Origin of the sequence: Streptomyces sp. NPDC058092, assembly GCF_042884935.1 — a bacterium.
Lineage (GTDB): Bacteria > Actinomycetota > Actinomycetes > Streptomycetales > Streptomycetaceae > Streptomyces.
Genome location: NZ_JBHVSY010000001.1, coordinates 194,846 through 219,841, shown reverse-complemented (window position 1 = coordinate 219,841; position 24,996 = coordinate 194,846). Strand labels below are relative to the sequence as shown.

The window sequence follows — 24,996 nt, the reverse complement described above, 5'->3', positions numbered from 1 at the left end:
CGGATCTGCAAGATTGATCACGACATCACACAGGCCCCATTCAGGGGGGCCGACCCCGTTGCCTCGCTCGAGGTCAGCCCTGCTCTGCGGCGCTCACCCGACGCTGCGCCAAAGTGCGTTGCCGATGCAGCCGCAGCCCCGCCTTGGCCATCTCCGCACGGCCTCGCTCAGCGAGATGGTCGGCACCACATCGGTCCGCCAGCTCGATACCCTCGAACAGCAGCTCGGCTACCCTGTCGGTGCGGCCGTTGCGCCTGAGCTCCGCGCCGAGGTCAATCAGCGCCTCAGCGTACGCGTGCCGGTTGGGGGACCGGCTCAGTACCTTCACCGCGCGCTCTCGCTGGGGCAGCGCCTGCCCGTCCTCGTCCACCGCCGCGCCGAAGCACAGCGCCTCACCGATGGCGGTGGGCGTCCCATAGCGCTCTGCCCGACGCAGCATCTCCGCTGCGAGGGCGCGGGCGCCCTGGGGGTCCTCCTCGGCGATGGCGATGGCGAGGTATCCCGCCCAGGGACACCAGGTCGGGTTGAGGATGCCCTTGGCTTCCAGCCGTTTCCCGGCCGCGGTGAGTTGTGCCACAGCCTCCTCGCGCAGACCACGGGCGAGAAGCAGTCGTCCGTAGACGGTTTGGGAGTCGGGAAAGGCCACCGCGTTCGGGTAGGGAGGCGCGAAGTCGTACGTCTCGGCGACGCGAAGCGCCTCCTCGACGCGGCCCCGGGACAGCAGGACGTCCAGCAACAGTCCGACGGCATACCATTGGGCGGGCACCCGGGGGCCCACCCGCTCGGCCAGGCGCACTCCCTCACGCGCGCAGTCCTCTGCTTCGACGAGCATCCCGCGCCGGAACCAGACCAGGCCGAGGAGAGTGAAGCCGAAAGAGAGGTGGGCACCACTCCACCCGACCTGCTCGCACTCTGCGATGGCCGAACTGAACAGTTCTTCCGCGCGGTCGCACTCGTCGGCGTACATGTAGCTGAGCGCGGTCAGGCTCGGGAGTTCGAAACCCCAGTCCGGGTCGGTGTAGCTCAGTCCCAGGGCACGTGCGGCAATGGCCAGCGTGTTCGCGGTCGGCTCCCCGCGCAACATCGCGTCCCAGGTTCGAACGCACAGCAGGGCCCGCTCCTCGATGTCCTTTCCGGGCACGTGCTCGGCAAGCCGTACGAGCCGACGGGAGCGCTCGGACGCCTGCGCCTCGTGCGCGTCGAAGGCCAGCCACAGATAATGCGCTGCCTGCAGGCGCAGCCGCGCTCGAGCGGACTTTGCCTGTGCCGCCTCGGCGCCCGCGACGGCGGCCGCTCTGGCGGGCTGGTCGTTGTGGGCGAATGCCTGAGCCAGCCGGAAGGTGGCGTCCTCCCTGAGCGCGGGGTCCAGGAAGGGCTGCTCCAGGGCTGCCGTGAGGTGATTGACGGTGACGGCCGGGGCAGTGAGCAGGGCAGAGCAGCCGAGTTCGTAGAGCACGCCCGCGCGATCCTCGGGCGCCGGCGGTTCGCGCAGCGCACGTTCCAGACAGCGTCGAGCCGCGTCGGGCGCGCCAAGACGGAGATTCTCGCGCGCGGCAGCGCGCAGTTGAAGGACGGTGTGTGGGTCGTCCTCGGGATGGGTCTCGAGCAGATGCCGAGCGGCGGCTGTGACGCCCAGGCCCGCGTCGGCCACCGCCCAGGCGGCCTGACCGTGCAGCGCGGTGCGGGTGGTCGGCGGGATGGCCTGGTATACAGCGGTGGCGACGAGTGGATGGATGAACTCGAGTGTCCGGCTGCCGGTGAGAATACGGGCGACGCGCAGCCGGTCCACGGCGTCCTGGGCCTCGGCCGGTGGCAGTCCGGCCACTGCTGCGGCCAGCTCCGGGGAGATCTCGGTGCCGAGCACCGCGGCGGCCCAGGCAAGCCGGACAGAGGCGTGGCCGAGCCTCTCCAGCCGTTTGACCAGTCCGGCGCCGCGTGCGCTCGCAGCGAGTTCGCGCAGCAGGGAGGCCGACTCCGCGTTCGGGGCGAGGCTGCGGTCCTGGACCTTGGCGATGAGCTCGACGGCCTCGTAGGGGTTGCCGCCCGTGACCGCCCAACACTCGCGGCAGAAGAGGTCGTCGGCTTCCGCTCCGAGCGAACTTCGCACCAGTTCGCCCACTGCCTCCGGGCTGAGAACGTGCAGGGGAATCGGGCGTCCGCTGCGGCCGTCGATCAGTTCGCGGAACGTCGCGGCCTCGGTGGGCACTTCGTCCGGGCGGTAGCCGAGGACCACCAGCACGGGAAGTTCCTGCGCTCTCACCGCGAACGCGGCGAGCCAGGCGAGTGACTCCAGATCACCCCAATGGGCGTCGTCGAGAACGATCACTATCGGTGCCCGTCGCACGGCCAGCTGGGTGACGACCCAGTCCAGACCGTCCCGGACGCCCTGCGGGTCCGGGGCGGCGGTACCGGTCTGCTGAGCGAACAGACCAACGGCCGGGCCGGCGATCTCGTACCACCCGCCGAACATCTCGCGACGCTCGGCCTCGGTGCAGGAAGCGAGGACGGGCTGCAGCAGCTGGCGTACGACATGGAAGGGGACGGTATGCTCCTGCTCGCCGCCTCGGGCGGACAGTACAGTGCAGCCGCGGGCAGTGGCGATGCGCCGGACCTCGGCCAGCACGGTCGTCTTGCCCAGCCCGGCGGCAGCGCTGAAGAACAGCAGCCCACCCTGCTTGCCTTCGCCGTCCCCGCCGCCTGCGCAGATCCCCTCCACCGCATTCCGAGCAGCGACCACCTCGTTTTGGCGCTCGTACAGGGGCTTACCCACCCGATCGCGTCCGTCCACGACGGTGGTCCTCCCGGTGCGGTGACGTTCCGACACTTTGTTCCCCCTGCTCTGCCAGCATGCGGGGAAGCCTAGCGAAACACACATATACACGGCAGAGATGTTGGGGGATTGGATGCGGGCGATCGTGCGGTGGCATCTCGCAACGCCGGCGTGGGGTTCGGCTTCACGGGCCATCGTCGCCGGGGTCTCCCGACTTCATCGGTAGGCAGACACACGTGATCGGCGGATTCGTGGGTTGACCTGGGAGAACGGCGTGCGGGACCGTCGGGGGCATGTCCACGGGCCGACTTGAAGGCGTCGTTGGCCCAGCCGTGCCTGTGGGACGTGGTGAGGTCGCAGAGCCGCCAGGACGAGTCGTCGAACCCGGCGTCGGCCTCGGGGCTTTCCGGGGCGTACCGCCAGCCGGTGAAGGGCCGGCAGCAGGACCGGGGGCGGTCCGGCGAGCTGACAGTGCGCTCGGGAGGCTTCCCGAGCCGGTCGGGCGGACATCGACCGGTCGCCCGTTCCACAGTAATCCTGGCTCACAACCGCAGCCCCGCCGTTGCTGGGGGAACGGAGGCCTCGGCGTACCGTGCCGACTCCTGGCTGTATTCGAGAAATCCACGAGCCCATGCGCGGATCCCGTCCACGTACCGGTCAACTGCGGCCTGTTCCTGCACCGTCAGGTTCATGGCGAGGGCGGTGGTCTGCAGACTGACTATTGCGGCAGGCAATTCGATGATTCGCAGGGAGAGCCGGCGGTGCACCTCGTTGACAGCGTCCTGCAGCGTCAAGTGGTGATGGTGCTGCAATATCACGACGAGGTTGCTGGTTTCGCCGGTGCGTAGTTCTTTGCCGAGGGAGTACAGGTCGTTGGTCCAGCAGATGATGTCGGCGGCGGTATCCCGCAGCTGTCGGCAGGCCGGCGAGGACCACACCAGCTCGGTGAGTTCCGCATCCTGTGCGTATTCGGTGAGGTCGAAGCACCAGCCGACCGCTCCGGAGACCCGGCGCCAGGCGACGTAGGCATGAGGCGTGGGTACGCTGCGTTCCACCCGGCGCCGGATCATGTCCTGGTTGGTGCGTATCCATTCCGCCAGATGCCGGCGGAAGCGATCGCTCCATGCGGGGCTCATCTGATCGGCCAATCGGGGCACGACCTCTGCCAGGACGCGTACGGTCCCCGGCGCCTTTTCGGGCACAACGTCCTGTGCGCAGGTGACGATGCGCATCATGGCTTGCAGCTCTGTGTCGACCGCTCCGGAATCGTCCCCGCGGGCGTCACTGCGGTCATCGACGACGAACATCCACAGGGCCAAGCGAGACAGCTCTGCCAGCCGCTCCGGGGGTGCCCATGGCCAGACCCGTCCGGCGAAGGCAATATGACGCTCCCTGCGGGCCTGCTCAGCCGCTTCCGCAGACAGCAGCCCCACTTTCTGCGCCCACGCCGTGACGTGCGGCTCTACGTGGGGAAGGCCGGGGTTGAGCAGCGAGAGGTCCCGGGTTTTGCACTGCAGGGGGGCAGACCATTGCCCGCCGTCCCCTGGGATGGCCCACCCTGCGATCTCGGTGCCTGCGTTTGCAGGCGTTCGTCTCACGAGAACTTCCCTCCAGCCCGCTACAGCACGGGTAAGGACCGCGCCTTGTCATCTTTCCCTACGGACCGGCTTTTACCCGCCCCGCCGGGACACGGCGCCCTCTCTTCATGCATCGCGCCCTCGACGCGAAACCCAACGACGCGGCTCTGCTGGTGATGTCGGGCAGATCATGCGGTGGCTGAGCACAGAGTGCGGAAGTGCGTGGCCCGGCGTCGTGTTCTGGGTGCGGTGTCGATCCAGTCGGCGACGCGGGCGACGTTGCAGGGCCGCCGAGTTCAGCTGCCACTGGAGTGAGGTCAGTGCGGCTGTTCACCACCATCAGGCTGACCAGGAGTGCGGCTCCCAGGTGCTGCCGGACGTGCGGCACCGGACTCAGGCGTGCTTCCCACAGCGGCCGGATCCGACGCGATCACCCGCACCCGGGACGGGAGGTGACCGGCATGCGCCGCAACCCCGACAACCTCCGCCAGGCCGCCGCCCGCAAGAGCGCCGCCGCACGGGCCCGCGCCGAGAAGGGGCTACGGGACATGATCCGCCGCGGCGAGGCCATCACCTTCCGCGGCCTGGCGCAGAGCGCCGCCCTCACCGTCAGCCCACTCGATATCGACCAGACCCAGATCCATCGCCACCTCCGGCTCCGCGTACCTGCCGAAACGACCGTGACAGGTACCGCGAGAACCGGACCAGGAAAATGAGATCAAACCCCACGTACGGGGCAAACGTCGTCGCTCAGCGCGCGACGCTATGAGAATCCGACAGCACGAACGAGAAGCGGTGAGAATCCGACAGGCTCAATGCCACAGGAGACTGTGACCTGGTGATTTACTGGTTGTCTCACGTCCACTTCATAAGTGCAGCCGATATGCAGCAGGCGTGAGACTGTGCAGCGAAATCTGAGACCCTACAGGGCCTGTAGGGTCTCGCCGCCGATGAAATGTCGATCTTCTGTGACCTGCTGGTTCTCTGTTGTCTCACCGCGATGTCACCCAAGATCAGTCTCAGATCGATGCCATTTCCTCGGCGGAACGATGAGTCTGCGGCTGAGCCACCGAGCACGAGGACTACATGTGAGCTCAGATCGCACACCGATGAGTTTTCCGCGCCGCGCCGGTCTGTACGCGTGAGACCGACTCACGGAAGGCTGGCGCCATGCGGAAACTGATCTACGGCATGAACCTGACCCTGGACGGCTACATCGCCGCGCCCGGCGACGACATCGGCTGGAGCGTGCCGAGCGACGAGCTGTTCCAGTTTTGGTCCGACCAGTTGCAGGCGACCGACCTGTCGCTGTACGGGCGCAAGCTGTGGCAGACGATGAGCTCCTACTGGCCGACCGGCGACCAGCAGCCCAACGCCACCCCGGCGGAGATCGAGTTCGCGCGCCGCTGGCGGGACATGTCGAAGGTGGTGTTCTCCTCGACGATCGACGAGGTCGACTGGAACACCCGCCTGGTCACCGGCGACGCGGTCGCCGAGATCACCCGGCTCAAGGCCGAGGACGGCGGCCCGATGGACATCGGCGGCGCGACGCTCGCCGGGGCGGCCATGCGGGCCCGGCTGATTGACGAGTACGTGCTGGCCACCGCGCCGGTCCTGGTGGGCGGCGGCACGCCGTTCTTCACCGCGCTGGACAACTGGGTGAACCTCAACCTGGTGGAGACGCGGACGCTTCCCTGCGGCGTGATCCTGACCAGGTACGAGACGAGGCGCTGAGCGCCCGTCCTGGGTGACCCGGACTACCGCCCGAGCCACCCAAACGAGTGAAGCCCCTGAACTGCAAGTCTCATGGCAGTGGCATTTCTGCCATCCATCTGCCAACTGCCGTGAGATTCTGCCAAGGCTTTTGAGACCCTACAGGGCCCCTGTGGGGGTCCGGGTGCTCAGGAAGAGGTACCGCGCGGGAAGGAGACCTCCACGCGGCGGTTCTTCTTGCGGCCTTCTTCCGTGCTGTTGTCGGCGATCGGGTACTGCTCGCCGTATCCGCGGATATCGAAGGTGACGTTCGAGCCCAACTGCCGGACCAGCACCGACTGCACGGCGTTGGCGCGCTGCTTGGACAGCACGTCACCGTGGGCCGAGGAACCCAGATTGTCGGTGAAGCCGAACACGCGCACCTTGGTGGCGTTCTGCTTCTTGATCTCGGTGGCGATGGCCGCGATACGCGCGTTGGCGGCGGAGCTCAGCTTGGCGCTGTCCTTGCCGAAGAGGACTTCGGCCTGGAGCGCGAACTTGATGTTCGCGTTGCTGTCCTCGCGACGTTCTTCGCCGCCCTCGTCCTCGATCACCTGGACGATGTCGAGAACCTTGGCCGGGGCGAGCATGCCGCCTTCGGGCATCTTCAGATCGGGATCGTTGGGGTCGAGCTCGACCGGGGGCACTGATGTGGACTCGGTGCCCGGCGGCACACTCGGGTCGTCATCAGCCAGAGCCGTCGTCGCGCCGAAGACGGTACTGCCGGCCAGCAGTACCGCTACAGCGATGGCCCGCCCTGCGACATGGCGTTGCCCGTGCCGTGTACGAACGCATTTCATGTCGGCCATCACCCAGAAATCTTCAGCGAGGCAGTGGCGAACGTCGGCAGTGTGAAGTCGACTTCATTGGTGGTTTCCGGCGGTGCCGGGAACTGCATGAAGACAGAGACAGACTTTCCGGAAGGGATCGCTGTCAGTCCGGTTGTGCAGAGGCATCGCCCATCCGTGTCCCGAAGAATGTAGTAACGCTTCTTGCCGACCTTGTCCACAAGTGTCGCGCCTGCTACAGAATTCGGATTCTTGGCCACGATGGCACTCTCGCTCCCCGACCATTGGGAGCCACTGCTAACATCTTCTCCTTCATTCTTGATCACGCCATTGACAGTGACGAACCCGCCACTATCGCGCTTTACCTCATTGACGACAAGGATCAGCCCGTCGCGGCCATTGACCTGAGCGAGTTTCACATTCGGGTCCACGTTGTCCCCGGCCGCAGTGTCCTCCTGCTTCGCCCCCTTGTCCCCGTCGGAGGACTTGGAAGGCTCGGAGGACGGCGACGAACCAGCATCGTTCGTCTTCTTGCCACCACCGTCAGTGCCGCAACCTGTGACGGCCAGAGCCAAGGCCGCCGCCAGCGAGACGGCTGCCACCGCCCTTCGGGACTTGGTGGAGCGCCGAATGCTCATGGGTTCTGATTCCTTTACTCGTCGTTCGCCGTCAATTGTCGACCAGGTGCACGTCGTAGAGAATTTTGCTCACCTCGGACCAGGGCGGGGGACTGCCCGGGGCGATTTCGACCGTCCCGGCGCCCTCACACGTGAAGATGTACAAGTCCTTGACACCGTCATCGTTGAAGTCCAAGGCCTTCCACCCGGGGCAACGGAACTCGACAATGGCAGTGGCCGTGGCCTTCGCGACCCTCTTCTTCGTACCGGGAATCACCGACGAGTCCACCGGCTTACGGCCCTTGACCTCAACCTTGATCCGGTCTCGATAGCCGCCGAGCGTCGGCAAGCAGTCGCTGAGTTTTGCCTGATTCTCTGCGGCAAATTTGCGAGCCGCGGGGCACCCGTAAACCCGGTGGGCCTGAAGGAACTGCTCCAGCATGTCCCCGGGGAGCGACGCGAGGAACCCGGTCCCGAAGTTTTCACGATTCTGTTGAGCAGCAGCCAGTGCGGCAGCATCCGCTGCACCCTGGGCTCCATTGCGCAAGGCTGACGCCTTGCCGACGGCAAAGAATGCGAACACGAGGAAGAGCAGGCCCGCCACCATCACTACGTAGATGGGGAAGGCCTGCCCTGCATCGCGGCGGCTACGTCCGATCACTTGCCCCCCGAGGTGATGGAGGTCACCAGGCCGTCGATTCGGCTCGAGATGTTGCCGCCGATACCCGTAGCCATGATCGCCCCGATGATCGCCACGACCACCAGGATGATGCCCAGGTACTCGAACGCCGTCTGACCCCGGTCCTTGGCCTCGTAACGCTTCTGGATCGCGCCGACCGCGGTGTTGGCCCAGCCGTTGACGCGCACGGCGGTCTTCAGGGTGATTTTCGACATGGAATTCCCCTCCGGGTTCGGCCGACCGGTGGTCGGCCGACTCGCACGTTTCTTGGGTGTCGCCCGCGGTTCCGGCTTCCTCCTGGCCGGAGCCGCCGGCGACATGAGAAACATACGGCGGCACACCCTGCTCACCGGAGGGTCCCAGGGCCCATTCCCGGGCCCAAAGCGTGAGTTGGGCCTCCGGCGTCGGCGTGTGCGGGGCCCCACGCCCCGCACGTACCACCACGCTGCCGCTGCGACGCTCAGCCACGGTGACCACCGGCCCCGTGCGCCCCCGGACCCGCCGTGGGGGCTGTGCCGAGCCAGCGGGCGATGGCCTCGCTGCGGGTGGCGCTGTGCAGCTTGGTGAAGATGCGGTTGATGTGGTTCTTGACCGTCTTCTCGCTGATGAAGCAGGTGGCGGCGATCTGCTGATTGCTCATGCCGGACGCGATCAGCTCCATGACCTCCACCTCCCGCGAACTCAGCCCGTACTGCCGCCTGTTGGGAGCAACGCCCGAGCCCCCGGTCACGGAAGACTGTGCCACAGCTGGTTGCAGATGCGAAAGACCCTGTGCGGGGCGGCCCGGTCGCATCGCAGGTGGAACCGGTTCGGGCTTGGGTGCATGTGCAGGCGCACCGTGTTGCTGAGCGGAACTCGGGACGTGACCGTCGTAGCCGGGCCCCTGGTAGGGAACACCTGTGGTCAGGGCCGCGCCGAGGCCCTCCGGGAGCGCTCGTCCCTGCGGGCCGGGGCCCTGGCGCATGTGGGCCAGGAGCGCGTTCGCTGCTGTGGCGGTGAAGTGGGCCCGGCCGTTCTTGGTGTCGCGTACGGCCTGCACCAACTCGTCGGCGGTGAACTCGCCGTGGACCAGGTAGCCGCTCGCGCCCAGGCGCAGCGCCTCGTGGACGATCTCGCTCTCGCGGCTGTAGGTCAGCATCACGACCGGTGCGACCCGGACGAGGTGGGGCAGGGCGGAGATGCCGTCGACGCCGGGCATGCGGACGTCCAGCAGGACGACGTCCGGGCGGTGCAGAACGGCCCTGTCGTAGGCCTGGCGGCCGTCCGCGGCCTCGGCCACGACGTCGATGTCGTCGCGGCCGGAGAGCAGGACGCCCAGTCCGGCCCGGACCACCGGGTTGTCGTCGGCGACGACGACCCGCAGGGCACCGGGAATAGGCGGGGGCGCGGGGAAGGGATACATGGACTCGGATGCCGCGGACTGCTGGGGGACGGGGGCGGGGAACCCGTGCGAACCGGGCTCCGAGTTGAGCGGGGTGATGTGCGAGGTCGTGTGCTGGGAGGCGTGGTTCTGTGCGGCCCAGTTCTGGCCCGACGCGCGGGAGACGTCGTCCGGCATCTGCGACCTCCTCTCAGGGTTCTATGGGGGGTGAGGGTGGAGTGGGACGTTGCGCGGTTCAGTCGGGTTGCTGCGGTTCCGGAGCGGTGGTGAGAGCGGCGATCGGGAGTTCCAGGCGGACTTCGGTTCCGCTGGCCGCCTGGCCCTTTCCGATCCGGATGCGGGCGCCGATGGACGCGGCGCGTTCGACCATGCCGACGAGGCCGAAGTGGCCGGCCTGCCGGAGGTCGTCGAGCGTCGTGCCCGGGGGCAGGCCTTGTCCGTCGTCGTAGACGCTGACGCGCAGGACATCGCCCTTCACGCCGACGAGTACGACGAGGTAGGTGGGGCGGGCGTGGCGGTGGGCGTTCTCCATCGCCTCGGAGGCGACGGTGAGCAGCTGGCGCGCGACGGCCTGGGGGACGTGCGGGATCGGTGCGTCGTCGAGCAGTCTGAAGGTGGCGGTGAGGCCGTGGCGGCGGGTGAAGTCGTCCGCGCGTGCCCGGAGTTCGCATACCACGTCCACGCCACCGTCGAGTCCGGACTCGCGGCGCAGGTCGGAGAGGAGTTCGCGGGATTCGGCGGCGGCCCGGCGGGCGGCGCGGGCTACCAGTTCGGCCTGGTGCTTGACGGTGAGCGGGTCCATGCGGTCGGACGAGCCGGCCAGGCCGTCGGCGGCCAGTGCCAGACCGTGCAGGGTCTTGGCTACGGAGTCGTGCATTTCTCGGGCGAGCCGGGTGCGTTCGCCCTCCACGGCCTCGTTGACAGCGAGGCGGGCCCTGGTCTCGGTGAGGGCCTGGCTGGCCGTCCCGAAGCGAAGGAGCAGGTTGCGCAGGGTGACGCCGACGGCACCCGCGATGACGCAGAAGCCGGGGAGGAGGACCGCCGTGGCGTCGGCGGGTTGCAGCTTCGGACCGGTGTTGTACACGCCGAGAACGATGACGATCTGAAGTGCGGCGAACACCGCAGCCCCTCGCCAGCCGGAAACGAGTCCGGCCAGCAGCGGGGTGCACACGGTGACATACGCGAGGGTGGACTCAGGGCCGCCGGTGATCAGCAGCAGGGCGCCGAAGAAGGCGTCTATGCCAAGCAGCCAGGGGTGGCGCAGGAGTACGGGGCCGAAGCGTTCCCAGTCTCGGAACAGGACGTACGAGCCCATGAAGGTGACGAGGATGGCCGAGCCGATCAGCCAGGAGGCCAGTCCCTTCGCGGTGTGGCCGATCGCGAACGGTGTGGCCATGGCGATCATCGCGAGCCGGAAGCCGAAGACCTGGCGGCACATCGCCTGGAGCGCGTTGACCTGGATCGCGAACGCCGGACGTGCTCCAGGATCGGCAATCGCCTGACGCACCTCGACATTCAGCCCAGTCTGGATGCCGCCGAGTTGGAACGACATGAGCCTGTCACCTCCCTTCGCCCGTCCTGCCCGCCGGCCGCCGAGTTCACGTCATCCGCCCGTGAGGGAGCCGAAGTCGATGTTGGCTCCGTAGACGAAGCCGACCGTCAGCAGCACCAGCGTTCCGGGGAGCAGGAACGTCGTGACGGCGAAGGTCGCCTTGGGTACGGCCCTGGCGGCCTTCCGGCGGGCGTTCTGAGCGTCGGTGCGGCGCATGTCGTTGGCGATCTGGATCAGTGTGTCGACGATCGGCGCACCGAGTTCCTCGCCCTGTTGGAGCGTGGTCACGAACATCGCGACCTGCTCCGAGTCATTGCGTTTGCGCAGTTGATCGAAGGCCTCGCGGCGGCTGACGCCCATGTCCATCTGGCGCAGTGTGATGCGGAGTTCGTCGGCCCACGGGCCTTCGTACTTCTCGGCGACGCGTCCCAGTGCCTGGCGGAAGCCGAGGCCCGCCGAGACGACGACGGCGAGGACGTCGAGGAAGTCGGGGAGCGTCCGGTCGATGTGATCGCGGCGGACACGTACGGCGGACCAGATGCCGACCTCGACCCAGAAGATACCGAAGGCGATCAGCAGCAGCGCGAAGAAGATCTGGCCGCGCAGGAGCATCGTGAAGGCGCCGAGCGCGCCGAGGCCGCCGTAGACGGCGCGGCGGGCGGCGTAGCGGTCGATCGTAAGACCGCCGGGGTTGCCCGCCAGGTCGATCTGGCGGCGCTTCTTGTTGACGGCCTTGGGGCCCATCATCCGCAGGACCGCCGGGGCCCAGCGCATGCCGAGCCGGTCGATGCCGGAACCGACCGCGCTGGTGCGGGTGGAACCGACCTCCAGGGCGATGGCGAGGTCGCCGGGGAGCTTCGCGTCGCGCCGGTACATGCGGATGCCGGCGATGACTCCGTACACCGCGAGACCCATGACACCGGCGAGCAACAGGCCCATGTTCGCCCCGCCCATCAGACGTCGATCCGGGACATGCGGCGGATCACGATGAATCCGATCGTGTAAAGGGCGATGGAGACGACCACCGCGACCTGACCGATGAAGGCGCCGGTCATGCGGTCGAGTGCACCGGGCATGACCGCGTTCATCAGGAGCATGGCGCCCAGGCCGAACATCGGGACGGCGTAGGCGGTGACGGTGACCTGGGAAAGCTGGGTCTTGACCTCGCGCCGGGTCTCCTTGCGCTCCTCCAGCGTCTCCGTGAGGTTGCGCAGCGAGCTGACGACCGTACCGCCGGCCCGGTTGGACAGGACGAGGGTGGTGACGAGGACGACGAGTTCGCGGGAGGGCAGCCGGTCGGTCAGCTCGCTCATCGCGTCCTCCAGGGGTTCGCCGACGGCGAGGCGTCGGGAGACCCGGGCCAGTTCCTCGCCCGCCGGGTCCTCCATCTCGTCGGCCGCCATGCTGATGGACGTACGCAGCGCGAGGCCGGCCTGGGTGGCGTTGGCGAGGATACGGGCGAGTTCGGGGAGCTGGTTGATGAAGCGTTCGGTGCGTTTGGTCCGCTGCCAGTTCAGGAAGGCGTTGGTGCCCCAGAGGCCGATGAGTGCGGCGACCGGGCCGAAGAAGCTGGCGAGCATGGATGAGGCGATCATCCAGAGGCCGGCCATGGCAGCGAGCGAATAGACGAAGAACTCGCCTGGCGTGATGTCGAGGCCGGTGGCGGCCAGCTTCAGTTCGAGTTTCCGGCCCAGACCGGTCTTGCGCAGCCTGGCGTCGAGGCCGCGGAATCGGCGACGGCGCCCGGTCTCCGGGATGTGGCCGGTGTGCGAGAGGCGGTCCACCAGGGCGTCCCGGTCGGCCTTCCCGCCGGAGTAGGCGTGCAGGCCCGCGACGCCCGTGACACCGCAGAGCAGCGTGACGCCGATCGTGAGAAGAGGGAGATTCGTCATGGCGCGGTCCTAGTTGGCCTCTCGGGTGGCGAGCTGTTCGGCGGAATCGGCGACTCCGAAGGCCTGCGGGATGGGCTGGCTGGCCATGTAGAGGCGCTCGGCGATCTTGCGCGGGATCGGGAGGTACCTGAACTCTCCGTTGATCCGGCCCTCGGCGTCCATCGGCTGGGCGTCGAACCGGGCGACGGTCACGATGCGGTAGGGATCGCGGCCGTGCGAGTCGAGGACGGCGATCTCGGTGATCTTGCGGGAGCCATCGGCATGCCGGGTGAGCTGGACGATGACGTCGACGGCGCTGTTGATCTGGTCGTGCAGTGCTTCGAACGGGATCTTGATCTCTGACATCGAGGCCAGAGTCTGCAGACGCATGAGCGCGTCCTCGGCGTTGTTGGCGTGGACGGTGGCGAGCGAGCCGTCGTGACCGGTCGACATCGCCTGGAGCATGTCGAGCGATTCACCACCACGGACCTCACCGACGACGATCCGGTCGGGGCGCATACGCAGGGAGTTGCGGACCAGGTCACGGATAGTGATCTGGCCTTTCCCTTCGACGTTCGCCGGACGGGACTCCAACCGGATCACATGGCTCTGCTGGAGCTGGAGCTCGGCGGAGTCCTCGATGGTGACGATGCGCTCGCTGTTCGGGATGAGGCCGGAGAGCGCGTTGAGGAGCGTCGTCTTCCCGGTACCGGTGGCGCCGGAGACGATGACGTTCAGCTTGGCCTGGACGAGTCCGGAGAGCAGGATCAGCATCTGCTCGTCGAGCGAGCCGACGTTGATCATTTCCTGGAGCGTGAAGGCCCTCGGGAACCGTCGGATGGTGAGCGTCGCACCGCTCAGCGACAGCGGCGGGATGATCACGTTGACACGCTCACCACTGGGTAGACGCGCGTCAACCATGGGGTTCGACTCGTCGACGCGGCGGTTGACGGTCGAGACGATGCGCTCGATGGTCTGCATCAGCTGCTCGTGCGAACTGAAGCGCATCGGGAGCTGTTCGACCTTGCCACTGCGCTCGACGAAGATCTGGTCCGGTCCGTTCACCATGATTTCGGTGATGGACGCGTCTTCGAGGAGCGGTTCGAGAATGCCGAGACCGAGGGCCTCGTCGACGACCCGGCGGATCAGCTGGGTGCGTTCGACGGTCGAGAGGACCGGTCCTTCGCGGCTGATGATGTGGCTGAGTACGCGCTCCAGCCGGGCCCGCCGGTCTGCGGCGGCGAGCGAGGACATCTCTGCCAGGTCGATCTCTTCGAGCAGCTTGGCGCGGTAGGTGGCCACCATGTGGCTGTCCTCCCGCGCCCCGCCGTTCTTCTCGGGGGCGGTCATGCGTGCCCGCAGACTCATTCCGTAACTCCTCGTTCCGACTTGCTTGTTGAACCGCTGGTGAAGCAGCGGCGCGTGCGCCGCAGGGGTCAGGTGCGGGGCATCGTGGAACTGCGTTCTGCCGTACCCCAGAGATGGACACCCGGAATGATGTTGGGCACATCGACGCGGGCAGTACAGGTGACCTTGTCGGAGGAGGAGGACCTGTCCTCGATGTGAGCCCGGCCGGCCGTCCAGTCGCTCATCGCGTCCAAGCCCGCCTGCTCGTCGCAGTCGCCTGTCGACATGCTGGCCATACGGGCTCCCGCCCGGGCCCCGGTCCCCGCCTGGTTGGCGGCGTACGCGGCGAGGCCCGCCTGGATCGCGAGGAGGCCGACCAGGAGCAGCAGGGGGAGGAAGCCCAGATACTCGATGGCGACCTGACCCCTGTCGCGGCGGCGGACGGTGGTGGCGGCGGCCGTTCGGCCGGGTGTGGGTGGGTGCTTGCTCATCGGTCGGCCTCCAGCGGGAACGCGCCGTTGCCTTCGACGCGGAACGGCCAGTTGAGTACGCCGGGCACCAGGACGGGTACCTGCAGCTTGACCTGGGCCTTGTACATGCCGTCCGAGCTGCGGCAGTTCGGCTTCTGCTTCATCGCGTCCCGCCAGGCCTTCGGCAGGTCCTTCTCGGCCGCCTTCCGGCACGCCTGCCCTCGCAGGCCCTGCGCGATGGCTCCCTGGTGCGCGGCCTGATCCGCAGCGTTCCCCGCCAGCGAGAACGTGTAGCCGATCAGCGCGCACTGCCAGAGCGCGACCGCCAGCAGGATGATCAGCGGAGTGACGCCCAGGAACTCGATCGCGGTCTGGCCGCGGTCCCGCCCCCGGCCGAAGAGGCGAACGCGCATCCCACCCCCGCGCCCGCCCGGGGAAGGGTCACCGTAACGCCTTCCCCGTATCCCCATGTCTGTCGTCTCGGTAAGTGCCATTGGTCAACTTGCCCCCTAGGTCGTCGGCCGGTTCCGGGAGTCGCCATCGCGGTCGCGTCGGCGCCTGATCGAGCCCCGGTCGTTCTTGAACTTCGCGCCGCTCCTCGTGCCGCTCTTCTCCGCCTTGTCAGGAACCTTCACGATGCCCAGCTCGCCCGCAAGGGCCCAGAGGGCCTGTTTGACGGTGCTCTTGGAATCGAGTTCGTGCAGCCGGCCCGAGTCGACGACGCTCTGCAGCTCCTTGAAGTTCGCGGGAACGGCCGTGTTCGCCGTCCGGGTTCCGGTGATCTTCTCGATCAGCTGCGGCTGGATCTCGGTGTTGCGGATGAACCGGTTGACCACGGTGACCGTCTCCTCCGCCTTGCGGATCTGGAGCCGGTCCCACATGCGTACGAGCCGCTTGGCGCCGCGCACCGCGATCACGTCGGGGGTGGTGACCAGCAGCGCCGTGTCGGCCATCTCGATGGCCGCGGCGCTGGCGCCCTGGAGCTGGCTGCCGCAGTCGATGACCACGACCTCGTAACGCGAACGCAGGGCGCTGACGATCTGCCGGGCCGAGCGGTCGCTGACCTCCTCGGCGCTCTCGCCCTCGCCGGGGGCCAGGAGCAGCGCGAGGCCGGAGCCGTGGCTGAACACCGCGTCGGACAGGACGCGCGGCGAGATGTCGGTGATGGTCGACAGGTCGACGATGGAGCGCCGGAACTGCACATCGAGGTACGAGCCGATGTCACCGGCCTGAAGGTCCATGTCGACCAGGGCGACGGTGCGTCCGGACGTCTGGGCCGCCAGGGCGAGTTGTACGGCGGTGACGGTGGCGCCGACCCCGCCCTTCGCGCCGCTGACCGTGATGACCGTACCGCCGGGGCCGGTGAAGACATCGGCTCCGGCGCTCAGGTGGCGGCGGACGCCGACGGACCACTGGGCGGCGGACTGGACCCGGCTGGCCAGTTCCTCATAGTTCAGGGGCAAGGTGATGACACCTCGCGCGCCCGACTCCATCGCGGACGAGAACAGGCCCGATGTGACGTCGGCGGTGATCAGCACGACCCCGATGGCGGGGAAGCGCAGGGAGACCTCCCGGATCAGTTCCAGCGCCGGCACCGGGCCGATCCGCTCGTGGACCAGCACGACCTCGGGCAGATCGTCGAGCGATTCGCCCGCGAGCCGGGCGAGGGTGTCGATGAGCTGGGTCGAGTCACCGACCGGAGTTGCTGGTTCCGCGTCGGGAAGCTGGCTGAGCAGGGTGGTGACGGATCTGGCCGCGTCGATGTCACCGACGGCCGGGAGGATCCTGGTGGTCATCGGATCCTCACTTGTCCTTGTCGAGCGTGTAGGTGCGGTCACCCGGGCGGATGGTGCTGTCGCTGCCGGAGGCCAGGAGCGCGAGGCGTACGTGCGCCGCGAAGGACTCGGCGTAGGCGATGCGCTGGGTGTCGAGCGTGTTGAGCGCGAAGGTGATCGGGACGGCCTCGGTGCCCATGTTGGATTTGCCGTCGCGGCTCGGCTCCAGGGCGGTGAGCTTGCCGACGTCCAGCACCTTGGCGTTGGAGACGATGACCTTCGACTGGGAGGGGTCGCCGTCGCGCTCACCGGCGAAGGTGGCGTAGATGTTGACCGTGGCGCCGGGCGTGATCTTGCCCGCGACGCCGGTCGCGGCGTCGATCATGATGGCGATCTCCTGCTCCCCGGGCTGCAGTTCGGGGCGCTTCTGCATCATGTCGGACTGGAGCAGCGAGCCCCTGCGCAGCTGGGTGACCGCGATCTTGCCGTTCACCTCGGAGAGATCGGTCACCGCGTTGGTGGAGAGCCAGCGCTTCGGCATCGAGATCTTCTCGAACTGACCGGAGGACAGGGCTGTATAGGGCGCCACGTCGGATTTCAGCTGGTAGGCCGAGACCTCGGGGCCGACCTTGGAGTTGACGTCGCTGATCACCGAGAGCACGCCGGCGAAGGCGCCGAAGGCGCACAGAACCGACAAAAGCAGGAGTATCACGCCGCGGCGCTGGCGGGAGTTCATGGGCCGGACAACCTCGTTCGAATCGGATGCGTGGGGCAGCGGACAGAAGGGCGTCTACGGAGGAAAGCGGAAGCGCTAGGACTGCGGTGGTGCGGGCGCTCCCTGGCTGAGGACACCGGCGGGGTGCATTCGGTTCTCGGCCGCGGGCAGCGGGGAGGAGCAGAACCCGCAGCGGTCACCGATGAGCTCCATTCCGCACCAGTGGCAGTTCTCGCGACGTACGGAGGACACCAATTGGTACAGGACGGAGATGTCTGGAAGATAGGCGGCGAATTCCACCAGTTTTCCGGTTCCCCACCAGGCCGGGGAATCGGACGGAAGGGGCGCCTCGTGAATGGACTGGACCTGCCAGGCGGGTGCGAGAGTCCGCTTCACCCATTCCGACTGGGACTGCCCCTTGGCGGTCATCAGGTCGGTGGCGAACTCCGGGCCGGTCGGCAGGTCCGCCTTCGGGCCGACCTTGATGAGCTGCGGATTCGGTCCCGCGACCACGGCGAACTGGGAGCCGGGCACCCAGGACGTGGCGTGTGTCCTGAGGTCGACCGGGACCCGGTCGAACCTGGTGACCGAGTTCAGCAGGGCGCCCGCGTGGATGTAGTGGGACAGCAGCCGGGCGGCGGAGGCGACCACTCCCGGGCTGAAGTCACAGATGGACAACTGGCGCAGCTGCCTGACGAGTACGGCGATGCCCAAGGGGGGGAGGTCCACCTTGAGCAGCGCGATGCGGTCGCTCTCCAGCACGGAGCGTACGGAGTGGAGGCGGCGCTCGTGGGCGGGCGCGATGCTGGTCGGATAGACGGCGACGACGTACCCGTGCTGTTCGAGCAGCACGTGCATGTCGCCGATGGCCATCTCCAGCGCCTGGGCGTCGGGCGCCTGCAGCAGGGCAGCTGTCGGTGTCTGCTGGTCGGTCGGAGGTAGTACCAGATCAGCATTGGTCACTGCTATTGCGGTCGGCACGCTGTTCCCCGTTTCGGCTCCGGCCAAACGCCGGTCATGACGTAGGCCGCAATCGCTCCTGCTCCGCGGTTCTGCCTCAGCACTTTATCCACGTCTTACCTGGCAGAGAACACTTTTCGGAGGCCAGTACGACAGCGCGCACGAGATGTCCGGGCAACGCCCCCGTGCTAAATCGGACCAAATCCGAAACGGTTAACTCCTGTACCACTGCGGAGTGTTACGAATCCACCTTTCGATTACCTGCGGCCGGAATTCATTTCCGCACGTCAGACCCGATGCGGAACCGGCGGCCCGGCGCCCGGGCGAGGGCCGGATCGTCACTGTCCGGACATCTGGGCCACGTCACCCGCACGGGGCACGCCGGGTCAACAAAACGTCAACACTTGGCGGGCCCAAGGCCGTTCCGGAACCTGCGTGGGGGCGTTCGGGGGTGGCTGACGGGAAGGGCGGAGAGCGGGTCGGCGGACGCGGTCCGCGCGGCTCTCGTTGCCAGAGGTCTTGACAACTTGATTGGTCTGGACCAGTTTATCGGCCAGCGGTGACCACCGTCGCCCGACTCCGCTCCCCCTTCATCTCCGCACCACTCCAAGGACAGCCCGAGGTGCCGCCGGCCGACCCCGCCGGCTCGTCCCCGGGCACCCCCGAGTACACCCCAGCGCCCCTACTCGGGCTTCCCCCCAACACCCCCGCTCGGCATCCCCAACTCCCCCACGGAGGCAGCAAAGTGGAACCTTCCCCCCTCAGCGGCCACGAACTCCGCAGGCGCCGCACCCGGCCGCTCCTCGGCTGCGCCCTGGCCGTCCTCGCGGCCGGCGCGCTGACCGCCACCGGTCTCGTCGGCAACGCCCAGGCCGCCGATGTCAACGTCGCCAAGAACGCGGGCTTCGAGTCGGGGCTCGCCAACTGGACCTGTTCCGGCGGCAGCGGCACCACCGTCTCCTCCCCCGTACACGGGGGCACCGCCGCCCTCAAGGCCACCCCGTCCGGCCAGGACAACGCGAAGTGCACCCAGACCGTGGCCGTGAAGCCCGACTCGACGTACACGCTCAGCTCCTGGGTGCAGGGCGGGTACGCGTACCTCGGCGCGAGCGGCACCGGAACCACCGACGTGTCGACCTGGTCCCCCGGCTCCAGCAGCTGGACCCAGCTCACCACCAGCTTCAGGACGGGCCCGAACACCACGTCGGTCACGGTGTACACGCACGGCTGGTACGGGCAGGCCGCCTACCTGGTGGACGACATCTCGGTCAGCGGCACCGACCCCGCACCGGAGATCCCCGCCGCGCCCGCCGGTCTCGCCGTCGGCGCGACCACGTCCTCCTCCGTGGCTCTGTCCTGGAACGCGGTGCCCGGCGCGACCGGCTACACCGTCTACAAGGACGGCACGAAGGCCACCACGTCCACCGGGACCTCCGCCACGATCACGGGCCTGGCCGCCGACACGGCGTACCAGTTCGCGGTGAGCGCCACCAACGCGGCCGGTGAGTCCGTCAAGTCCGCCACGGTCGGCGGCCGTACGGCCAAGGGCGGCGGCAACCCCGACCCCGGCACCTCGGTGCCCAAGCACGCGGTGACCGGCTACTGGCAGAACTTCAACAACGGCGCGACCGTGCAGAAGCTCGGCGACGTACCCGCGAACTACGACATCATCGCGGTCTCCTTCGCCGACGCCACGACCACGCCGGGCGCCGTCACCTTCAACCTGGACACGGCGGGCCTGAGCGGCTACACCGTCGACCAGTTCAAGGCCGACATCAAGGCGAAGCAGGCGGCCGGGAAGAACGTCATCATCTCGGTCGGCGGTGAGAAGGGGTCCGTCTCGGTCAACAGCGACGCCTCCGCCACCAACTTCGCCAACTCGGTCTACTCGCTCATCCAGGAGTACGGCTTCAACGGCGTCGACATCGACCTGGAGAACGGCCTCAACTCCACGTACATGACGAAGGCGTTGCGCGCGCTGTCGCAGAAGGCGGGTTCCGGCCTCGTCATCACGATGGCCCCGCAGACCATCGACATGCAGTCGACGTCGGGCGAGTACTTCAAGACGGCGCTCGGCATCAAGGACATCCTGACCGTCGTCAACATGCAGTACTACAACAGCGGTTCGATGCTGGGCTGCGACGGCAAGGTCTACTCGCAGGGCTCGGTGGACTTCCTCACCGCGCTCGCCTGCATCCAGCTGGAGGGCGGCCTCGACCCGTCCCAGGTCGGCCTCGGAGTCCCCGCCTCCACCAGCGGCGCGGGCAGCGGCTACGTGGCACCCCCGGTCGTGAACGCGGCCCTGGACTGCCTGGCCGTCGGCACCAACTGCGGCACGTTCAAGCCCGCGAAGACCTACCCGGGTCTCCGTGGCGCGATGACCTGGTCGACCAACTGGGACGCCAAGTCGGGCAACGCCTGGTCGAACGCGGTGGCCCCGCACGTCCACGGCCTGCCGTAACCACCGACCGGCACCGGTGACCAGCAGCGCCGCCGCTCCCCCGGCGGCGCTGCTGCACGTGTGCGTACGTACAAGTGGGGGCGCTAGAGACCTTTAATGGCGGGGGTTCTGGGCTGGGTGACTGCTGACGCGGGATTCGCTATGCCGGGAGTATGAGGTATCCCGATGGTGGTGGGTTGACCGCGGAGGAGCGGTCCCGGCGGGAACTGACGCGCCTGGCCGCGGCGGACATGATCGAGGCCGGGGCCAGCGATCGTGAGGTGGCCGGACACTTCCGGGTGACGCGGATGTCGGCGAACCGCTGGCGGCGGACGCTGGCCGCGGGTGGCCGGCAGGCGTTGGCCTCCAAAGGGCCCGGCGGTGCTCGGTGCCGGCTCGCCCCGGAGCAGTTGCGACGGCTGGAGGCGGAGTTGGATGCCGGTCCGGCAGCACATGGCTGGGGCGAGGACCAGTGCTGGACGCTGGCGCGGATCGTCGAGGTGATCCGCCGCCGGTTCGGCGTGGACTACAACCCTGGCCGGGGTGGATCTATTGCTGCACCGGATCGGCTGGAGCGTGCAGGTGCCCACCCGGTGGGCGGCCGAGCGCGACGAGGAACGGATCACGGCCTGGCGGGAGGTGGACTGGCCGGTGATAAAAGGACGGCGGCACACCTGGGTGCCTGGCTCTGCTTCCAGGACGAGTCCGGCCAAGGGCTGAGGCCGCCGAAGGGCCGTACTTGGGGCCGGCGCGGGCACACCCCGGTCGTGGCGGTGACCTCGGCCGGCACCAAGCGGATCTCGCTGGCCGCGCTGATCTGCACCAGACCCGGTCGTCGGCCGCGGCTGATCTACCGCACACACGTCGATCGCGGCCCGCACCGAGGCCGCCGCAAAGGCTTCGCCGAGAGCGACTACGCGCACCTCCTGGACGCCGCCCACCAGCAGCTCGGCGGACCCGTCGTGCTCGTTTGGGACAATCTCAACACCCACGTCAGCCGCACGATGCGACAACTGATCGCCGCCCGCGAGTGGCTCACCGTCTACCAACTCCCGCCCTATGCCCCGGAACTCAACCCGGTCGAGGCCGTCTGGTCCCACCTCAAACGATCCCTGGCCAACCTCGCCAAACACGGCATCGACCAGCTGACCACGCTGGTCAAGACCCGGCTCAAGCGGATGCAGTACCGGACCGGCCTGATCGAAGGCTTCCTCACCAAGACCGGCCTGGACTTCGCACCGCCGCAACCCACCGCCATTGGAGATCTCTAGACGGTGAAGTCCTTGGGTGCGTTCTCGCCCACGCGGCCGTCCACCGCCTCGCGGAGAATATCGGCGTGGCCTGTGTGTCGCCCGTACTCCTCGATCATGTCCAGGAGCATGTCGCGGACGCTGGGTATGCGACCGTCCGGCCAGGTGAACGACGCCGGTCCGTCGAGCCCACGCTCCTGGATGACCTCGGCCACAAGCTCCCGCGATCGCTCGACCGCTGCGTGCCATACCGCATAGACGTCTTCCGGAGCGTCCAGCGCCCCGGTCCGCCATTCCCAGTCAGGATCAGCATCGAAGTCCACAGCGTCCCAGGGGGCCCCGTACTCGCGGCCGGCCAGCTTCACGGCCAGCCAGTCCGCTTCGACCAAGGCCACGTGCTTGACGAGGCCACCGAGCGTCATTGAACTGGCGGCCGTGGTCGCCCGCAGCCCGGCCTCATCGAGCTCGGACGTCTTCCAGGCGAAGGTCCGTCGGTTGCGCTCCAGGACCGAACGCAGGGACTCCGCCTCAGAAGTGGTCGCAGACGGGGGTGACTGGGGAGTTGAATCGCTCATGATCGGGAGCATAGTCAGCCGCTCTGACATCGCTCCAGGCTCAAGATCGCCCCACCCTCACCGAGGGCTTCCTCGCCGAGACCGGCTTCAACTTCATACCGCCGTAACCCCCGCCATTAAAGGTCTCTAGATGTTCTATCCACGGAGGTTAGGAACGGCGACCGACGGCGGCTGAGGCTTGTTCGTAATGTGCTGGTCGGTGCGCGAGTCGGGCCAGATGCTGTGCGTCCGTTGTGAAGTGTCGTGCCGCCGCGCTGCTGGGCAGCGCGGCGGTACGACGGGGCCTCGGGAGATGGCGATGACGCCGGCGTTTTCCTCAGGGGGCATCGTGTGCTTCCTTCTCGGTTCCTGGTCCGCGTTCACAGCGGACTGGTGATCTTCCGCCTCGGGGCATGGAACGGCGCGTCCCCGCGCGCCGCACCGGGCGGGCGACGGGGCCGGGCGCTAGAAGGCGTGCGGGCCGAAGCGGCCCCAGGCGACCACGGCCGCTAGTGCCAGCAGGACGACGTTGACGGTGATCATCTGGAACTCTTTGCGGCGGCCGTGGGTGACGGCCGCGCCGGTCATCAGCGCTACGAGTCCGGTGGCGGCCACCGGGGTCAGGGTCTCCGCGACGCCGACGAGCGGCGGGAGGATCAGCCCGAGAGCGGCGAGGACTTCGACTGCGCCGATGAGCTTGACTAGTCCGGCACTGAAGTCCTCGGCCCAGCCCAGTCCGGAGGCGGCCAGCTGCTGCAGCGGGCGGCTGAGCTTCATCGCCCCAGCCAGTAGGAACACGGCCGCCAGCACACCCGCGACGATCCACAAGAAGACGTTCATCGGTCCACACCACTTCATCCAGTAACTTCAAGGTTGGACTAACCATAGCTTCTTCTCACTTCAAGCTAAGAGTAAACGGCTTGGCTTTTTGCTCCACGCTTGGAGTATGTTGGGGGTATGGAAGAGGAACGGGAGACCACTGAGCCGCGTTGGCTCGACGCCGACGAGCAGCAGCAGTGGTACGCATTCGCCTATGTACTGACCCAGCTGCCTGCGGCGCTGGAGGCGCAGATTCAGCGGGACGTGGGCATTGCCCACTTCGACTACGTGGTGATGTCCGCGCTGTCGATGGCGCCGGAGCGCACCCTGCGGATGAGTGAGCTGGCCCAGTACGCCGGAAGCACGCTCTCCAGGCTGTCCAACGTGGTTATCCGTCTGGAAAAGCGCGGCTGGGTGCGCCGCCATCCCGACCCCTCCGACGGTCGCGCCACCCTGGCCACCCTCACCGACGACGGCATGGACAAGGTCGCCGCCGCGGCCCCCGGCCATGTCGACGCGGTGCGGCGCCTGGTCTTCGACCCGCTGACCAAAGCGCAGCAGCGTCAGCTCGGTGCTGTCTCGCAGCGCATCCTCGGCGCCCTGCAGGCGCCGTGTCCCACCGACTGGGCACCGCCCGGCGCCACCCCGCCGACCGACCGGGACTGACCCCCGCGCACGCCCCGTCGTCTTCGCCCGGCCGACCGGCCGGGACCGCACCACCCCCTCGTCAAGGAGTACGTATGCCCACCATCGCCATCGTCGGAGCCGGCCCGGGTCTGGGTCTGTCCATCGCCAAGGTCTTCGGCGGCCATGGCTTCGACGTCGCCCTGATCTCCCGTACCAAGGACAAGCTCGACTCCCTGGTCGCCGAACTCACCGAGAACGGGATCACCGCGGAAGGCTTTCCCGCTGACGTCGCCGACCCCGCCCAGCTCACCGGTGCGCTCAAGACCGCGATCGCGCGGTTCGGGCAGATCGACGTCCTGGAGTTCTCCCCGCACGCGGGCCTGTCCATGACGTCGCCCAAGGAGGTGACCATCGACACCCTGCGGCCGCAGATCGACAGCCTCCTGTACGGGGCGGTCGCCGCGGTTCAGGCGGTGCTGCCCGGGATGCTTGAGGCCGGATCCGGCACCCTGGTGTTCACCACCGGCGGCGGCGCGATCAACCCGTACCCGATGCTCGCCACCGCCAACATCGCCCAGGCGGGCCAGCGGAACTGGGCGATCAACCTCCACAACGCCCTCGCCGACCAGGGCATCTACGCGGCCAACGTGGCCATCAACCTCGTGATCGGCACCGAAGCCCCGGAAGGCGTCCCCTACCGCTCGCCCGACGAGATCGCCCTCGACTACTGGGCCCTCCACACCAGCCGCGACCAGGCCGAGCACTTCATCGGCGCCTGACCCAGCACGCCGACTACGGACGGCCACCGATCCACGCCGACATTGACTCAGCCGTCCCGCCCACCGGGCGACGCCGACTTCGCCCAGTTCCCCGAGTTCGCGCCCTTCGACTTCGGTCACGACCGCAAGCCGATCCAACTCGCCAACCACCACTACGCCGCACACCTCACCCGCACCGAACCTGGCTTCGCCGCAGGCGTCGTCAACGCGGGCACCGCCAAGACCGACATCCTGCGCATCGCCCCCTGGTACATGCGGGCCGGCGCCAAGCTC

General features: G+C 67.9%; 24 protein-coding genes. 6 read left to right on the top strand and 18 right to left on the bottom strand.

The features are described 5' to 3' along the window. Positions 1-73: 73 nt before the first annotated feature. Both ACFVV1_RS01110 and ACFVV1_RS01105 read right to left on the bottom strand, forming a co-directional pair. Complete coding sequence (locus ACFVV1_RS01110; protein ID WP_389982573.1) at positions 74-2,788, bottom strand: ATP-binding protein; 2,715 nt, start codon at positions 2,786-2,788, stop codon at positions 74-76. Positions 2,789-3,312: 524 nt separating this feature from the next. Beyond that, positions 3,313-4,368: a hypothetical protein gene (locus ACFVV1_RS01105; protein WP_389982570.1), complete on the bottom strand. Its 1,056-nt coding sequence runs from the start codon at positions 4,366-4,368 to the stop codon at positions 3,313-3,315. 440 nt (positions 4,369-4,808) lie between these two features. On the opposite strand from ACFVV1_RS01105, the gene ACFVV1_RS01100 reads away from it, so the two are divergent. Beyond that, the gene (locus ACFVV1_RS01100; RefSeq protein WP_389982567.1) at positions 4,809-5,063 is read left to right on the top strand and encodes a hypothetical protein; all 255 of its coding nucleotides are present in this window, start codon (positions 4,809-4,811) and stop codon (positions 5,061-5,063) included. 454 nt (positions 5,064-5,517) lie between these two features. After that, on the top strand, positions 5,518-6,081 hold the full coding sequence (locus tag ACFVV1_RS01095) for a dihydrofolate reductase family protein (protein WP_389982564.1): 564 nt from the start codon (positions 5,518-5,520) through the stop codon (positions 6,079-6,081). Between the two features lie 167 nt (positions 6,082-6,248). Here the strand turns inward: ACFVV1_RS01095 and ACFVV1_RS01090 are convergent, their stop codons facing one another. From ACFVV1_RS01090 to ACFVV1_RS01025, 14 genes are all read right to left on the bottom strand, one after another. Beyond that, positions 6,249-6,908, bottom strand: a complete 660-nt coding sequence (locus tag ACFVV1_RS01090) for an OmpA family protein (RefSeq protein WP_389982562.1) — start codon at positions 6,906-6,908, stop codon at positions 6,249-6,251. After that, positions 6,908-7,525: a hypothetical protein gene (locus ACFVV1_RS01085; RefSeq protein ID WP_389982560.1), complete on the bottom strand. Its 618-nt coding sequence runs from the start codon at positions 7,523-7,525 to the stop codon at positions 6,908-6,910. The genes ACFVV1_RS01090 and ACFVV1_RS01085 overlap by 1 nt, the downstream gene beginning before the upstream one ends. 31 nt (positions 7,526-7,556) lie before the next feature. Continuing rightward, positions 7,557-8,111, bottom strand: a complete 555-nt coding sequence (locus tag ACFVV1_RS01080; RefSeq protein ID WP_389983870.1) for a pilus assembly protein TadG-related protein — start codon at positions 8,109-8,111, stop codon at positions 7,557-7,559. Positions 8,112-8,161: 50 nt separating this feature from the next. After that, positions 8,162-8,398, bottom strand: a complete 237-nt coding sequence (locus ACFVV1_RS01075) for a hypothetical protein (RefSeq protein WP_389982558.1) — start codon at positions 8,396-8,398, stop codon at positions 8,162-8,164. Positions 8,399-8,643: 245 nt separating this feature from the next. Next, a complete protein-coding gene (locus ACFVV1_RS01070) occupies positions 8,644-9,741 on the bottom strand; it encodes a response regulator (protein ID WP_389982555.1) in 1,098 nt (365 codons plus the stop codon). Between the two features lie 58 nt (positions 9,742-9,799). Beyond that, on the bottom strand, positions 9,800-11,116 hold the full coding sequence (locus ACFVV1_RS01065; protein WP_389982552.1) for a sensor histidine kinase: 1,317 nt from the start codon (positions 11,114-11,116) through the stop codon (positions 9,800-9,802). Between the two features lie 51 nt (positions 11,117-11,167). After that, complete coding sequence (locus ACFVV1_RS01060) at positions 11,168-12,055, bottom strand: DUF5936 domain-containing protein (protein WP_389983867.1); 888 nt, start codon at positions 12,053-12,055, stop codon at positions 11,168-11,170. A gap of 14 nt (positions 12,056-12,069) precedes the next feature. Next, positions 12,070-13,008, bottom strand: coding sequence for a type II secretion system F family protein (locus ACFVV1_RS01055; protein ID WP_389982549.1), 939 nt, complete (start codon positions 13,006-13,008; stop codon positions 12,070-12,072). A gap of 9 nt (positions 13,009-13,017) precedes the next feature. Continuing rightward, positions 13,018-14,355: a CpaF family protein gene (locus ACFVV1_RS01050; protein ID WP_389982546.1), complete on the bottom strand. Its 1,338-nt coding sequence runs from the start codon at positions 14,353-14,355 to the stop codon at positions 13,018-13,020. A gap of 68 nt (positions 14,356-14,423) precedes the next feature. After that, complete coding sequence (locus ACFVV1_RS01045; RefSeq protein ID WP_389982544.1) at positions 14,424-14,825, bottom strand: TadE/TadG family type IV pilus assembly protein; 402 nt, start codon at positions 14,823-14,825, stop codon at positions 14,424-14,426. Continuing rightward, positions 14,822-15,217 (bottom strand): TadE family protein, encoded by a 396-nt coding sequence (locus ACFVV1_RS01040; RefSeq protein WP_389982541.1) that lies wholly within the window; start codon positions 15,215-15,217, stop codon positions 14,822-14,824. Before ACFVV1_RS01040 ends, ACFVV1_RS01045 begins: the two co-directional genes overlap by 4 nt. A 96-nt stretch (positions 15,218-15,313) precedes the next feature. Further along, a complete protein-coding gene (locus tag ACFVV1_RS01035) occupies positions 15,314-16,600 on the bottom strand; it encodes a CpaE family protein (RefSeq protein WP_389982538.1) in 1,287 nt (428 codons plus the stop codon). A 7-nt stretch (positions 16,601-16,607) separates the two neighbouring features. Then, positions 16,608-17,315, bottom strand: coding sequence for a Flp pilus assembly protein CpaB (gene cpaB, locus ACFVV1_RS01030; protein WP_389982536.1), 708 nt, complete (start codon positions 17,313-17,315; stop codon positions 16,608-16,610). A 75-nt stretch (positions 17,316-17,390) separates the two neighbouring features. Beyond that, on the bottom strand, positions 17,391-18,275 hold the full coding sequence (locus tag ACFVV1_RS01025; protein WP_389982534.1) for a hypothetical protein: 885 nt from the start codon (positions 18,273-18,275) through the stop codon (positions 17,391-17,393). A 724-nt stretch (positions 18,276-18,999) separates the two neighbouring features. On the opposite strand from ACFVV1_RS01025, the gene ACFVV1_RS01020 reads away from it, so the two are divergent. Together ACFVV1_RS01020 and ACFVV1_RS01015 are read left to right on the top strand one after the other, a co-directional pair. Next, complete coding sequence (locus tag ACFVV1_RS01020) at positions 19,000-20,715, top strand: chitinase (protein ID WP_389982532.1); 1,716 nt, start codon at positions 19,000-19,002, stop codon at positions 20,713-20,715. Positions 20,716-20,867: 152 nt separating this feature from the next. Further along, the gene (locus tag ACFVV1_RS01015) at positions 20,868-21,965 is read left to right on the top strand and encodes an IS630 family transposase (RefSeq protein ID WP_389982529.1); all 1,098 of its coding nucleotides are present in this window, start codon (positions 20,868-20,870) and stop codon (positions 21,963-21,965) included. On the opposite strand, the gene ACFVV1_RS01010 is transcribed toward ACFVV1_RS01015, so the two are convergent. Further along, positions 21,962-22,519 carry a DinB family protein gene (locus ACFVV1_RS01010; protein WP_389982526.1) on the bottom strand — a complete coding sequence of 186 codons (558 nt, stop codon included), beginning with the start codon at positions 22,517-22,519 and terminating at the stop codon, positions 21,962-21,964. The genes ACFVV1_RS01015 and ACFVV1_RS01010 overlap by 4 nt on opposite strands. A gap of 444 nt (positions 22,520-22,963) precedes the next feature. Next, positions 22,964-23,338, bottom strand: a complete 375-nt coding sequence (locus tag ACFVV1_RS01005) for a DoxX family protein (protein ID WP_389982523.1) — start codon at positions 23,336-23,338, stop codon at positions 22,964-22,966. A gap of 117 nt (positions 23,339-23,455) precedes the next feature. Between ACFVV1_RS01005 and ACFVV1_RS01000 the strand changes: the two genes are divergently transcribed. Both ACFVV1_RS01000 and ACFVV1_RS00995 read left to right on the top strand, forming a co-directional pair. Next, positions 23,456-23,983: a MarR family winged helix-turn-helix transcriptional regulator gene (locus ACFVV1_RS01000; RefSeq protein ID WP_389982520.1), complete on the top strand. Its 528-nt coding sequence runs from the start codon at positions 23,456-23,458 to the stop codon at positions 23,981-23,983. 74 nt (positions 23,984-24,057) lie between these two features. Continuing rightward, positions 24,058-24,723, top strand: a complete 666-nt coding sequence (locus tag ACFVV1_RS00995; RefSeq protein ID WP_389982517.1) for an SDR family NAD(P)-dependent oxidoreductase — start codon at positions 24,058-24,060, stop codon at positions 24,721-24,723. Positions 24,724-24,996 lie beyond the last annotated feature (273 nt).

Coding starts and splice junctions, on each gene's coding strand:
- ACFVV1_RS01075 (WP_389982558.1), bottom strand. CDS start 8,398: ATGTCGAAAATCACCCTGAAGACCGCCGTGCGCGTCAACGGCTGGGCC.
- ACFVV1_RS01015 (WP_389982529.1), top strand. CDS start 20,868: ATGAGGTATCCCGATGGTGGTGGGTTGACCGCGGAGGAGCGGTCCCGG.
- ACFVV1_RS01050 (WP_389982546.1), bottom strand. CDS start 14,355: ATGAGTCTGCGGGCACGCATGACCGCCCCCGAGAAGAACGGCGGGGCG.
- ACFVV1_RS01090 (WP_389982562.1), bottom strand. CDS start 6,908: ATGGCCGACATGAAATGCGTTCGTACACGGCACGGGCAACGCCATGTC.
- ACFVV1_RS01070 (WP_389982555.1), bottom strand. CDS start 9,741: ATGCCGGACGACGTCTCCCGCGCGTCGGGCCAGAACTGGGCCGCACAG.
- ACFVV1_RS01065 (WP_389982552.1), bottom strand. CDS start 11,116: ATGTCGTTCCAACTCGGCGGCATCCAGACTGGGCTGAATGTCGAGGTG.
- ACFVV1_RS00995 (WP_389982517.1), top strand. CDS start 24,058: ATGCCCACCATCGCCATCGTCGGAGCCGGCCCGGGTCTGGGTCTGTCC.
- ACFVV1_RS01045 (WP_389982544.1), bottom strand. CDS start 14,825: ATGAGCAAGCACCCACCCACACCCGGCCGAACGGCCGCCGCCACCACC.
- cpaB (WP_389982536.1), bottom strand. CDS start 17,315: ATGAACTCCCGCCAGCGCCGCGGCGTGATACTCCTGCTTTTGTCGGTT.
- ACFVV1_RS01040 (WP_389982541.1), bottom strand. CDS start 15,217: ATGCGCGTTCGCCTCTTCGGCCGGGGGCGGGACCGCGGCCAGACCGCG.
- ACFVV1_RS01080 (WP_389983870.1), bottom strand. CDS start 8,111: ATGGTGGCGGGCCTGCTCTTCCTCGTGTTCGCATTCTTTGCCGTCGGC.
- ACFVV1_RS01010 (WP_389982526.1), bottom strand. CDS start 22,519: ATGAGCGATTCAACTCCCCAGTCACCCCCGTCTGCGACCACTTCTGAG.
- ACFVV1_RS01085 (WP_389982560.1), bottom strand. CDS start 7,525: ATGAGCATTCGGCGCTCCACCAAGTCCCGAAGGGCGGTGGCAGCCGTC.
- ACFVV1_RS01055 (WP_389982549.1), bottom strand. CDS start 13,008: ATGACGAATCTCCCTCTTCTCACGATCGGCGTCACGCTGCTCTGCGGT.
- ACFVV1_RS01035 (WP_389982538.1), bottom strand. CDS start 16,600: ATGACCACCAGGATCCTCCCGGCCGTCGGTGACATCGACGCGGCCAGA.
- ACFVV1_RS01000 (WP_389982520.1), top strand. CDS start 23,456: ATGGAAGAGGAACGGGAGACCACTGAGCCGCGTTGGCTCGACGCCGAC.
- ACFVV1_RS01095 (WP_389982564.1), top strand. CDS start 5,518: ATGCGGAAACTGATCTACGGCATGAACCTGACCCTGGACGGCTACATC.
- ACFVV1_RS01060 (WP_389983867.1), bottom strand. CDS start 12,055: ATGGGCCTGTTGCTCGCCGGTGTCATGGGTCTCGCGGTGTACGGAGTC.
- ACFVV1_RS01005 (WP_389982523.1), bottom strand. CDS start 23,338: ATGAACGTCTTCTTGTGGATCGTCGCGGGTGTGCTGGCGGCCGTGTTC.
- ACFVV1_RS01100 (WP_389982567.1), top strand. CDS start 4,809: ATGCGCCGCAACCCCGACAACCTCCGCCAGGCCGCCGCCCGCAAGAGC.